Genomic DNA, 12,324 nt, shown 5'->3' on the forward strand with positions numbered 1-12,324 from the left:
TCGCGGGATCATGTTTGGCATAAAAGAGTTGAAGTAATGCGCGCTGCGGCGCGTCAATTCGGGGGGAAAACGGCAGACGTAAAACGGAGACGATAAATGGAAGACAAAAAGGGCGGCATGGGCATGGGCTATAGCCGGTTCGTGGCGATGATTGCGACGTCTACGGTCGTGATGTTCGGGCTGATGTATCTCAACACCTATGCGCTGCGCCATGTCCAGTTCAGCCAGACTCGCACCTGGATGGCGCTCGTCATGGGCGCGGTCATGGCGGTGATCATGCTCAGTTTCATGTGGGGCATGTACAAGAACACCCGCCTCAATATCGGCATCCTGCTCGGTAGTGCTGCCATTTTTGGTTTAGCGCTTTGGCTGGTGCGGAGCCAGGAGACGGTCGACGACGTCTCCTACATGAAGGCGATGATCCCGCACCACTCGATTGCGATCATGACCAGCGAGCGCGCGCACATCAAGGACCCCGAGGTTCGAAAGCTGGCCGATGGCATCATCGACGCGCAGGTACGCGAGATCGCCCAGATGAAACAGATGATCGCGCGCTTGCAAGCTAACCCGACGCCGGATGGCGCTCCGGACCTGCCCTCCTACCGCGATCGCGCAGCGTCGCCCCCGCCGCCGCAAACCGACGAAAGCACCGGTGTAGATACTCGAAAGCCGATTTCCTGAGGTCGGTTCTTCGAAGTAAAACAGGATGGCACATGACCGGGTACTGCCGGAAAGGCTTCGTCATGCGCGATCGTGCTCAAACGCCCCAGCGATCGGCGCTCTCCGCGAAAGAAGCAGGATGGTGTACTTATGACCGACATCGAGCGCAGCGGTCCGAGTGGCGCCAAAGGCGCTTCTGAGATCGTTCTCGTCACCGGAGCGAGCGGTTTCATCGCCGCGGCCCTGATCGCCCGGCTCGGCGAGCGCTACACAGTCGTCGGTCTCGATCGCGCCGGTCCGCCCGAGCCACCACCGCCCGCCGCCTCGATCGACATTGATGTCGGCTCGGATGAAGCGGTTCACGCTGCGCTCGAGGAGGTTCGCGCGCGATACGGCAATCGCATTGCTTCCGTCATTCATCTCGCCGCGTATTATGACATTTCTGGCGATCCCAATCCGCTCTACGACAAGGTCACCGTCCAAGGCACACGGCGGCTGATCGACGGGCTCCAGTCGTTCGATGTCGAGCAATTCGTCTTCGCCAGCACGATGCTGGTCCATAAACCGACCGCCACTCCGCAGGAGCGCATCAACGAGGAATCGCCGATCGGTGCCTCCTGGGCGTATCCGCAGTCCAAAGTCGACACGGAGGCGCTGCTGCACGAGCGTCACGGACGGATACCCGTCGTCTACCTGCGACCCGCCGGAGTCTATGCCGACGAGGGACGCTCAGCGTTCCTCGCACAGCAGATATCGCAGATCTACGAGCACCGCCTGATCTCGCATTTCTATCCTGGCATGCTGTGCGCGGCGCAATCATCGGTGCACCGCGATGACCTGGCGGAAGCCATGGTGCGCCTGGTCGATCGGCGGCACGATCTTCCGTCTGAACTGCCCCTGCTCATCGGCGAACCCGATGCCCCCGGCTACGCCGAAATCCAGGACATCGTCGGCGAGGCGCTCCACGGCGAGGGCTGGAAGACGATCCGCATTCCGCAGTCGCTCGCGAAGGCCGGAATCATCCTTCAGAACGAGGCGCTCGGCGATGACGACTTCATCCAGCCATGGATGATCGACAGCAGCAACGACCACTACATCCTCGACATCTCGCGCGCCCGGTCGCTGCTCGGGTGGGAGCCGAAGCACAGTCTTCGCGAAACGCTTCCGACGATCGTTGGGGCGTTAAAGCGCCACCCGCGCGCCTGGTACCGGAACAACAAGCTCAACGAAAACCTGGTCGCCTGGAACGAAAAGTCCGATCCGAAGCTGGCCGAGTTGGACCATCGCCCGCCTGAAGCGGCAGCCGGCGCGATGCCCGGCATGGATCCCGGCGCTATGGACCATGGTAACATGGACCATGCCGCTATGGGGCACGGGGCCGAGGCTGGGGACATGGCGATGCCCGGTGACGCTGCACATGTCGATCACATGGCCATAATGGACCGCGACGAGCGCCGTGCGCGCTGGGCGCTTTACGCCAACATCGGCCTCGGTCTGTGGCTTGCTTCAAGCCCGCTCATCTACGACTCCATGACCACGCAGAGCGTCGGTGAGGCGGCGCGGTTCGTAACCCTCGACCGCGGTCTGCCGTCGATCGAGTGGCGTGCGAGCGCACTGGCCATCAGCGATGTCGTCAGCGGCCTTGCCATCGCGCTGCTCGGCGCGCTGTCGCTCGCCCCGCGCACCAAGACGTGGGCGCAGTGGGCGGTCGCGTTCGTCGGAATCTGGCTGTTCTTCGCCCCGCTGATCTTCTGGAGCCCGAGCGCCGCGCAGTACAACAACGATTTGCTCATCGGCTCGGCCGTCATCGCGCTGTCGGTGCTCGTGCCGATGATGCCGGGCATGAGCATGGCAGGGATGATGGACCCCAAGAACATCCCACCCGGTTGGACCTATTCCCCGTCTACCGATGCCCAGCGGCTGCCGATCGTCGTGATGGGTCTGATAGGTCTTCTTACCTCGCGCATCCTGACGGCATACCAATTGGGCCACATCGATAGCGTCTGGGAACCCTTCTTTGCCGGCTCGCTGAGCGACCCGCGCAACGGTACCGAGGAGATCATCACGTCTAACATGTCAAAGGCGTGGCCGATTCCCGACGGCGGTCTCGGCACGGTGAGCTATGTGCTCGAGATCCTGATGGCGGTGATGGGCACCCGCGACCGCTGGCGCACGATGCCGTGGATGGTGACCTTCTTCGGCATCCTGGTCATTCCGCTCGGCGTAGTCAGCATCTACTTCATCATCAGCCAGCCCATCGTCATCGGTACCTGGAGCACGCTGGCGCTGATCGCCGCCCTTGCCATGCTGATCATGATTCCTTTCGCGCTGGACGAGGTCATCGCCATGGGTCAGTTCCTTGTGTGGGCGAAATGCCGCGGCAAGCCGCTGATCCGCACCTTCTTTCAGGGCGACGCGATCGAGGCCGGCAGTGAGGACGCGTCCGACGTGATGTCGTCGCCTGCCGCATTTTGGGCCGATGCAAAGCGGGGGCTGACTCTGCCGTGGACGCTGGCGGTCAGTATCGCGCTCGGCGCATTCCTCATGCTCACGCGGGTGACACTGGGCAATGAGGGCGCCATGGCGAACAGCGACCATGTGATTGGTGCCCTGGTCATCACCGTTGCGATCATCGCCACCGCCGAAGTTGCCCGCGCCGTGCGCTTCATCAATAGCGCGCTCGGCGCCTGGCTGGTTGCTGCCCCGTTCCTGCTGACGGGGGCCGGCCACCTCGGCACGATCGTTTCGGTGGTCATAGGGCTCGCCCTTGCCGGTCTCAGCCTTCCGCGCGGCCGACGCAGCGCTGAACATTATGCGAGCTGGGACAAGTATGTGATTTGAGGTCGCTCTACTCGATGCGGAATCGAACACGAAAGGATCGTTACGCCTGTCGGGAAGGCGGACTCGAAATAGTCAACTTACGGTTGTGCGATCGGGTCGCCGAGATGCGAAATGCGCCCTACTCGGGTGCAATAATGGTTGTCGACTGCATCAATCGACGCGAGTGCGAGAGGTCTGCAACGACCCTCGGTTGCCCATCGTCGAATGTCGGTTCGTGATCGCTACGGTAATCTAGCGACCGTCTGCAATTTTTTGAGGGGTCGGCGGCGGTCGCGCGTAATATGAACAGTAGTAGCCTTAAAGAATGGGTGCGGTGAAGGACGATATGAAACTCAAAGTCGCATTATCGTTGGTCCTTGCATCGGTTTCGGTCGCCAGCGCGGCGGCGACGCCTATCGTGGTCCACCGCGATCCGGGCTGTGGCTGCTGCGCGCAGTGGGCGGCGCAGGTGCGTAAGCAATTCGGACGTCAGGTAATGATCATCGACGATCGCCAGCGCTCCAGCTTCCAGCGGACCCAAGGCGTTCCTTCGGGCCTGTCGTCCTGCCATACAGCGATTGTAGACGGCATGGCATTCGAGGGTCATGTCCCGATCGCGGACATGAAGCGTCTGCTGGCTCAGAAGCCACGCGGCGTGCGTGGACTAGCGGTTGCCGGGATGCCGATGGGCTCGCCAGGGATGGAAGTCCCGGGACAACGCGCCGACGCCTATGATGTCATCGCCTTCGGTCCAGGCAGACAGCATGTCTTTGCGCGGCATGGCGGGCGATGATGTCGTTGCTCTACGATAAGGACGGGTGTAAGAAGTAACAGTTGTGAAACGGATGCTGCCTCTCTTTCTCCTGCTGGGAGCTTTGCTTGGCCTGTTGGGCCAAGAGGCGGCCTTTGCCTCTACCCCGGCCCCGGTTTCCGCGCCGATGGCGATTTCGGGAATGAGCGCAGATTGCATGAATGCGATGGCTCAGAAACAACAGCCCTCGGGCAAGCCCTGCAAGGGGCTGACGCTCGACTGCATCGCATCAATGGGCTGTGTCGTTCCGATGGTTCTGCGCGACGCGTCGCCCGTCCCGGCATCGCCGGTGGCTCACGAAGCTATGGCATTCTGGACCACGACATCGATCCTGTATGGCAGTGATTTGACCCCCGAGCCTGAACCACCGACTATCTTTGGCTGATCGACCACAGCCGTAGGCTGGCGGTTTCCGTGCGCCCTCAGCGCAAAGCGGACCCCTGGCAGACCTGCGGCTGTCCAACGATTATTTGCCAAGGATTTTTAACATGAAAACGCTCGAAATCGTCGCTGCCATCGTTGCGGCTTCCGCCTCTGCTTTCACCTTTGCGCCCGCGTTCGCGCAGGACAGCGCCGCCAGATCGGGTCACTACGAGTGGCGCACGGTGCCGCAATATGGCCCCCGCGCACCTCTGCAAACGTCCAAGCGAGTGTGGGTTCCAGACCACGCCCAGATGGCAAACTGCAACTGCGACATGATGAAGATGAGCGCCGCGGATTGCATGAAGGAGATGCATGGCATGATGTCTCCGTCCGGCGCCTCGGCTGGCTAGCAGCAGGTTCTGGCCCCTTCAGGTCGCATAGACGGCTAGGCCAGCAGTGGCGGCGGGATGCCCCTTCCTGCCGCCACTGACATGCCTGGTATCGTGTGCCATGCTTGCCTGAACCTCCGATCAGGAGATCTCCATGCGATTGTTTTTGTGTATGCCGCTGTTAGCGGCAATCCCCGGCATTGCCTTCGCCGAGCCGCTCACCTTCGACGCGGCCCTCCAGCGCGCCCGGCAGGAAGCGCCGTCGATCAAGGCGAAGACGCTCGGCGTTGACGCGGCGCGTTCGGCGCGCGGTGCAGCCGGTGCGCTGCCCGACCCGACCCTGGCGGTCGGCGTCGACAGCTTCCCCATTTCGGGACCGCTCGCGTTCGAACCGCAGCGTGACGATTTCACCATGGCGCGGGTCGGCGTGTCCCAGGAGATACCCAATCTCGCCAGGCGCCATGCCCAGCAGGCGCGCGCCGACAGCGACATCAGGGCGGCCGACGCCGACACCGCCGTCGAGGCCCGCACGGTCGAGGTCGGGACGGCGCTGGCGTGGATTACTCTCGCCTATGCCGAGCGGCGGCTTGCCGCGCTCGACGACGTCCTATCCCGTCTCGAGCATGTCGTGGGAACGACACCGAGCGCGGTCGCGTCTGGCAGCACACGACCAGGCCAGACATTGGCCGGACAGCAGGCCATAGCGATGTTGCAGGATCGCCGAAGCGAACTGGGCGTCACCTCAAGCTTTGTACGCTGAACAACGATTTTCCGGACATAATGTGAACATTGGTGTCAGGCAGCGGCGCGAAGGTACTGGTAGAGGGTTTCGCGGCTGATGCCCATGTCGCGCGCGATGGTCGCCTTGCGTTCACCGGCGGCAACGCGGCGGTGCAGATCGGCAATCATCTCATCCGAGAGCGACCGTTTCCGCCCCCGATAGGCGCCGCGCTGCCGAGCGATCGCAATGCCTTCGCGTTGCCGTTCGCGGATCAGGGCGCGCTCGAACTCAGCAAACGCACCCATGACCGAGAGCATCAGATTGGCCATCGGGGAGTCCTCCCCCGAGAAGGACAGGCTTTCCTTCTCAAACTCGATCCGGATACCTCGCTTGGTGAGGCCCTGGACCAGCTTGCGCAGGTCATCCAGATTGCGGGCCAACCGATCCATGCTGTGGACGACGACGGTATCGCCTTCGCGGGCGAAAGTGAGCAGAGCCTCAAGCTGGGGGCGGTTGACGTCCTTGCCCGATGCCTTGTCGGTGAAGGTCCGATCGAGCGACTGACCTTCCAATTGGCGATCCACATTCTGATCGAACGTGCTGACCCGGACATAGCCGATCCGTTGCCCCTTCACTGCGCACTCTCTCCATCAAAATGTCAGGTTGAAATCTATGATACGCAACGACATTCGTCAACAAATTCCGTTTAGTACCCTAATCTGACAGAAACCGCGGTAGCGCCCTGACGTCCGGTTAGGCTATACTCCAAGCTGACATCACAAAATCAAATCCCTCAAAGATGGCGTCAATTGCCTTGATGGGGTAAAAACTGGAGTGCTTCCAGGATGGGACATTCGGCAACGTCATCTCCAGTGCATCTGGCTAACGTGGTCGCCAGCGTCACCTCTATCTTCTGCAAATCTGCAATGCGGCGGCGGACATCTTCAAGGTGGAGTTCGGTTCTCGCCATAACCTCCGCGCAGGTTTGTGCACCGGTATCGGTGAGCGACAACAATGACCGTATCTCATCCATTGCATAGCCAAGGTCGCGCGCGCGCAGGATGAACTGCAACCTTTGCACCAGTTCCGGCGAATAGACGCGGTAGCCGTTGGAACTGCGAGGCGGCCCCGGCAGCAATCCCACCTTCTCGTAATAGCGGATGGTTTCGAGATTGCAGCCTGTTTTCCGGGCAAGCTGGGCACGCAAGATGCCGACCTGTTGCTCCATGAAAATACCTCTTGAGTCTGTAGTGGCTACAGAGCCTACACTGCGAATCACTCAGTTGGAACAAGGGATTCAAGCCATGGTCTCAACGCCGGAAGCGGGACAGCCAGCCCTCACCGAAAACCACGAGCCGAAGCAGGCAAACTGGGTTGCGGCGGGCGCATTGATCGGCGCGGGGCTCGCCTCGGCTTGCTGCGTCGTCCCGCTACTGTTGGTTATGCTCGGAATTTCCGGCGCGTGGATCGCCAACCTGACGGCGCTCGAACCTTACAAGCCCTATGTCGCAGGCGTAACGCTCGCGCTGCTCGGCTACGGCTTCTGGCATGTCTATTTCAAGCCGAAACCGCCCTGTGAAGACGGTTCCTACTGCGCTCGTCCACAATCGGCTTGGACCACCAAGGCGGTGCTGTGGCTGGGCCTTGCCGTCGCCATCCTGGCGCTCACCATCGACTGGTGGGCACCCTGGTTCTATTGAAAGGAAATACCCATGAAAAAGACAGTATGTATCGCTATGGCCGTGCTGGCTATGGCTGGCGGCGGGGTCGCCTATGCAGTTAGTGGCACGGCGCAAGATCGCCCCGCGGCTACCGCAACCGCTCAGAAGCAAACCACCTTTGCCATAGAGAACATGACCTGCGCCACCTGCCCGATCACCGTGAAGAAGGCGATGGAAGGCGTCGCCGGGGTAACGGCGGTCACGGTCGATTTCGCAGCCAAGACCGCGCGCGCAACCTATAACCCGCGCCGCACCAATGCTGCTGCGATTGCCGCTGCATCAACCAACGCGGGTTATCCGGCGCGCGCTATTCAAAACTGAGCGGGGCGCCGCCAGCGCCTCAAGAAAGCGATAAGCAATGAACGACTGTTGCAACCGCCCCGGGCAGGAAGGATTTGACGTGGCCGTCATCGGCGCGGGTTCTGCCGGGTTCTCCGCCGCGATCGCCGCTGCCGATCTGGGCGCGAAAGTGGCGCTCGTCGGTCACGGCACGATTGGCGGCACCTGTGTCAATGTTGGCTGCGTTCCTTCCAAGACGCTGATCCGCGCCGCCGAAGCGGTGCATGGTGGGCTTGCCGCCGCGCGCTTTCCCGGCCTTGGGGGCGCTGTCCAGATGGATGACTGGTCCGTATTGGCGGCGTCGAAGGACGATCTTGTCACGACGCTGCGCCAAAAAAAATATGTCGATCTGCTGCCCGCCTATGACGGTGTGAGCTATATCGAGGGCAAGGCACGCTTTGCCGATGGTGCGCTGATTGTCGGCGATGCGCCCATGAAGGTCGGCAAGGTCATATTGGCGATGGGTGCGCACGCCGCCGTGCCGCCGATTCCGGGGATGGACAGCGTGCCCTACCTAACCAGCACATCGGCGCTGGCGCTGGATCGCTTGCCCAAATCGCTGCTGGTGATCGGTGGCGGGGTGATCGGGGTAGAACTGGGACAGATGTTTTCGCGTCTGGGCGTTGATGTCACCATCTGCTGCCGAAGCCGCCTGCTCCCCGAAATGGACCCGGAAGTGAGTGCCGCGCTGAAAAACTATTTGGAAGCCGAGGGCGTGCGGGTTTGCGCAGGTGTCGGCTATCAGCGTATCGCCCAAACACAGAGCGGGGTCGAATTGACCTGCGAGGGGCATTGTGACACCGTCGCGGCGGAACAGGTGCTCATCGCCACCGGACGCCGACCCAATAGCGACGGGCTTGGGCTGGAGGAGCGCGGCATAGTGCTTGCCCGTAATGGTGGAATCGTCGTCGATGACCACCTCGAAACGTCGGTTCCAGGCATTTACGCGGCGGGCGATGTAACGGGACGGGACCAGTTCGTCTACATGGCCGCCTATGGCGCAAAACTGGCCGCGCGCAACGCGGTGACGGGCAACCAATACCGCTACGACAATTCCTCCATGCCATCCGTCGTCTTCACCGACCCGCAAGTCGCCAGCGCCGGCCTCACTGAAACGACAGCACGGGCGCAAGGCCTGGACATCAAGGTTTCGCTGCTCCCGCTCGATGCTGTGCCAAGGGCACTGGCAGCACGCGATACGCGGGGTCTCATCAAACTGATTGCCGACAAGGCGAACGACCGTTTGCTGGGCGGCCAGATCATGGCACCCGAAGGCGCGGATTCGATCCAGACACTGGTGCTGGCGATCAAACACGGCATGACCACCCTGGAATTGGGTGCAACGATATTTCCTTACCTGACCACTGTGGAAGGCCTCAAACTGGCGGCCCAAACGTTTGATAAGGATGTCGCCAAACTGTCTTGCTGCGCCGGGTGATTGCTCGGGGATCAACCGGCAACGAATGGCCTCCCTCCAGTGCAAGCCGCTTTGGTGTCAATTTTGTTATTCGCCTCAGCGGGAGAGCAAAATGGCACGACGCCGACTTCTGACCGGAGACGAGCGCCGGCGCCTGTTCGATCCTCCTGTCCAAGAAACCGCGATCATTGGGCATTATACCCTTTCTGCGGAAGATGTTGAATTGGTTGGGCGCCGCTATGGTCCAGCAAATCGCCTCGGTCTGGCTGCACAAATCGCTTTGATGCGACATCCCGGCTTTGGTCTGCAACCCGAGATCGGGCTTCCCGACGTCATTCTTCAGTACCTCGCGGCACAGTTATTCGTCGATCCTTCCTCCTTCTCTGCATATGGTCAGCGCGCGCAAACCCGTACCGATCATGCCGATCTCGTGGCGCGTTATCTTGGCATACGCCCGTTTCGACGCGGCGACCTGGCACTTGCCCTGAATCTTGCCGCGCAAGCCGCCGAGTATACAGACAGAGGTGAACCGATTGTTCGCGCCCTCATGGTTGGCCTGAAGGGTGAGCGGTTCATTCTTCCGTCAGGCGACACACTGGAACGCGCCGGTCTTGCTGGCCGGGCACGCGCACGCAAAGCTGCCGCAGCCGCAATCGTCGAAGGCCTCAGCTCTGCTGAACTGACACGGCTAGACGAACTCGTAATCAACAACCCGGATTTCGGCATGACACCGCTGGCGTGGTTGCGTAATTTCGAAGAAGCCCCGACTGCGGCCAATATCAATGGCTTGCTTGAGCGCCTGCGCTATGTTCGCGGCATAGGTATCCACCCGGTAGTTGGGGGCGCCATTCCGGAATTCCGCTTTGCCCAATTTGTCCGCGAGGGCGGCGTGGCACCGGCATTCCTGCTTTCGGATTACAGCGTCAATCGCAGGCGGGCGACGTTGACGGCCGCAGTGATCGACCTTGAGGCCAGACTTGCCGATGCCGCGATCCAAATGTTTGACCGACTTATCGGCGGCATGTTCACGCGCGCGCGGCGTGGGCGCGAGCGTCGCTACCAAGATAGTATTCAGTCGGTGGGGCAACTCATGCGGCTGTTTGGCGCCACGATTACAGCACTTGATGAGGCTGTCCAGAATGGCGGCGATCCGCTCGAATTGATTGACGAAGCGGTGGGCTGGCACCGGCTTGTTGCGGCAAAGGCCCAAGTAGATGCCCTTGCTGATCTTGCCGGCGAGGACGCACTGGTAACGGCAACCGAGCGTTACGCCACGCTACGGCGTTTCAGCCCGGCATTTCTGGACGCCTTCACCTTCAAGGCGTCTGGAACAGGGACGGCACTGATCAAAGCCATCGATGTCATTCGCGATGCGAACACACGAAAGTCGCGCGACCTTCCCGATGGCGTTCCACTGCCATTCCCCAATCGGCAGTGGAAGCGTCTCATCACCGAAAGCGGCCGTATCGACCGCCGACGTTATGAAATTGCGATCATGGCAACCTTGCGTGATCGTTTGCGCGCCGGTGATGTATGGATCGAGGGAACCCGCAACTATCAGCGCTTCGATGCCTATTTGCTGGGTCGGCGCGACGCCGCCAAAGTGGCGGATGTGCTTCCGTTCGATTCAAATGCTGCATCCTACCTCGCTGACCGGGCACGAAATCTTGACTGGCGGCTGCGCCGATTTGCCAAGCAGTTGAAAACAAACAAGCTTGAGGGAGTGTCGCTCGAACGAGACCGGCTCAAGCTTCAGCAAATGCCGCCTGTCACCCCACCGGAAGCTGAAGCCCTCGATCGCAAGCTCGATACCCTGCTTCCCCGCGTGCGCATCACCGAGCTGCTGCTTGAAGTCGCCGAACGCACTGGTTTTTTGAACGCATTCCGTGACCTGCGCTCAGGCAAGGAGCACGACAACCCCAGCACGGTACTCGCCGCAATTCTGGCTGATGGCACCAACCTCGGGCTGGAGCGGATGGCCAATGCCAGCGAAGGCGTCAGCTATGCCCAACTCGCATGGACCCACAACTGGTATCTTTCACCCGAGAACTATCAGGCCGCGCTGGCCATGATCATCTCAGCCCATCACGAATTACCCTTCGCGCGGCATTGGGGCGCTGGCACCAGTTCGTCGTCCGATGGCCAGTTCTTCCGGTCGGGGCGGAGCCGTTCAGGGGCGGCGGACGTCAATGCCAAATATGGCGCCGAACCTGGCGTGAAAATCTATTCTCACCTTTCCGATCACTTCGCATCATTCGGATCACGGATCATGTCCGCGACGGCAGGTGAAGCGCCTTACGTGCTCGACGGGCTTGTCCTGGGCGCCGGCAACCTTCCGTTGCATGAGCACTATACCGATACCGGCGGCGCCACCGACCATGTTTTCGCACTCTGCCACCTACTCGGGTTCCGCTTCGCGCCACGGCTGCGCGATATTGGCGACCGCAAGCTGGGTTCGATCGCTGCGCCATCGACATACAAGGGCATCGAAAATCTGATGGGCCGCACCATCAAAACGGCAGCGATCGAGGCCGATTGGGATGACATCGTCAGGATTGTCGCCTCAATCAAGGATGGCACGGTGGCGCCGTCAGTAATCTTGCGAAAACTTGCCGCCTACAAACGCCAGAACAGGCTGGATTTTGCATTGGCTGAACTGGGCCGTATCGAGCGCACTTTGTTCACGCTCGATTGGCTTGAACAACCGGAACTGCGACGTGCCTGTCAGGCCGGTCTCAACAAAGGCGAGGCGAGGCACACGCTTGCCGCCGCCATCTATACCAACCGGCAGGGTCGGTTCACCGATCGCTCGCTGGAAAATCAGGAATTTCGCGCATCTGGGCTGAACCTGCTGATTGCGGCGATTTCCTACTGGAACACGGTCTATCTCGACCGGGCCGCCCAGCACCTCAACGCTGTCGGCACGACGTTCGATGCGGCACTGCTTGCGCACCTTTCTCCGATGGGCTGGGCGCACATCAGTCTGACCGGCGATTACCTCTGGGAGCAGGCCAGGCGACTTCCAGCAGGTGAATTCCACCCACTCAACGAGCCAATGGCGCGGTTGAAGCGTGTAGCGTAGC

12 protein-coding genes are annotated in these 12,324 nt (G+C 61.0%); 10 read left to right on the top strand and 2 right to left on the bottom strand.

Going from position 1 to position 12,324, the window contains the following annotated elements; translation table 11 throughout:
- The first annotated feature begins 96 nt into the window (after positions 1-96).
- From ACZ2HM_RS21105 to ACZ2HM_RS21130, 6 genes are all read left to right on the top strand, one after another.
- Positions 97-681, top strand: a complete 585-nt coding sequence (locus tag ACZ2HM_RS21105; protein ID WP_470426941.1) for a DUF305 domain-containing protein — start codon at positions 97-99, stop codon at positions 679-681.
- Between the two features lie 129 nt (positions 682-810).
- On the top strand, positions 811-3,501 hold the full coding sequence (locus ACZ2HM_RS21110; RefSeq protein ID WP_470426942.1) for an NAD-dependent epimerase/dehydratase family protein: 2,691 nt from the start codon (positions 811-813) through the stop codon (positions 3,499-3,501).
- 325 nt (positions 3,502-3,826) lie between these two features.
- On the top strand, positions 3,827-4,273 hold the full coding sequence (locus ACZ2HM_RS21115; RefSeq protein ID WP_470426943.1) for a DUF411 domain-containing protein: 447 nt from the start codon (positions 3,827-3,829) through the stop codon (positions 4,271-4,273).
- 52 nt (positions 4,274-4,325) lie between these two features.
- A complete protein-coding gene (locus tag ACZ2HM_RS21120) occupies positions 4,326-4,676 on the top strand; it encodes a hypothetical protein (RefSeq protein ID WP_470427329.1) in 351 nt (116 codons plus the stop codon).
- A 103-nt stretch (positions 4,677-4,779) separates the two neighbouring features.
- Positions 4,780-5,064 carry a hypothetical protein gene (locus ACZ2HM_RS21125; RefSeq protein ID WP_470426944.1) on the top strand — a complete coding sequence of 95 codons (285 nt, stop codon included), beginning with the start codon at positions 4,780-4,782 and terminating at the stop codon, positions 5,062-5,064.
- A gap of 133 nt (positions 5,065-5,197) precedes the next feature.
- On the top strand, positions 5,198-5,803 hold the full coding sequence (locus ACZ2HM_RS21130; protein WP_470426945.1) for a TolC family protein: 606 nt from the start codon (positions 5,198-5,200) through the stop codon (positions 5,801-5,803).
- A 35-nt stretch (positions 5,804-5,838) separates the two neighbouring features.
- Here ACZ2HM_RS21130 and ACZ2HM_RS21135 read toward each other — a convergent pair whose 3' ends face one another.
- Together ACZ2HM_RS21135 and ACZ2HM_RS21140 are read right to left on the bottom strand one after the other, a co-directional pair.
- Entirely contained in the window at positions 5,839-6,399 is a 561-nt protein-coding gene (locus ACZ2HM_RS21135) for a recombinase family protein (RefSeq protein ID WP_004213255.1), read from the bottom strand.
- A 170-nt stretch (positions 6,400-6,569) separates the two neighbouring features.
- Positions 6,570-6,992, bottom strand: a complete 423-nt coding sequence (locus ACZ2HM_RS21140) for a MerR family transcriptional regulator (RefSeq protein WP_014072603.1) — start codon at positions 6,990-6,992, stop codon at positions 6,570-6,572.
- Positions 6,993-7,068: 76 nt separating this feature from the next.
- Here ACZ2HM_RS21140 and ACZ2HM_RS21145 point away from each other — a divergent pair, with 76 nt between their 5' ends.
- From ACZ2HM_RS21145 to ACZ2HM_RS21160, 4 genes are all read left to right on the top strand, one after another.
- Positions 7,069-7,464, top strand: a complete 396-nt coding sequence (locus ACZ2HM_RS21145; RefSeq protein WP_014072602.1) for a mercuric transporter MerT family protein — start codon at positions 7,069-7,071, stop codon at positions 7,462-7,464.
- A 36-nt stretch (positions 7,465-7,500) separates the two neighbouring features.
- Entirely contained in the window at positions 7,501-7,806 is a 306-nt protein-coding gene (locus tag ACZ2HM_RS21150) for a heavy-metal-associated domain-containing protein (protein ID WP_017503487.1), read from the top strand.
- 79 nt (positions 7,807-7,885) lie between these two features.
- Positions 7,886-9,262 (top strand): mercury(II) reductase, encoded by a 1,377-nt coding sequence (gene merA, locus ACZ2HM_RS21155; protein WP_021222959.1) that lies wholly within the window; start codon positions 7,886-7,888, stop codon positions 9,260-9,262.
- Between the two features lie 91 nt (positions 9,263-9,353).
- Positions 9,354-12,323, top strand: coding sequence for a Tn3 family transposase (locus tag ACZ2HM_RS21160; RefSeq protein ID WP_014072601.1), 2,970 nt, complete (start codon positions 9,354-9,356; stop codon positions 12,321-12,323).
- Position 12,324 lies beyond the last annotated feature (1 nt).

This window comes from Sphingobium sp. KKT206, assembly GCF_055640555.1.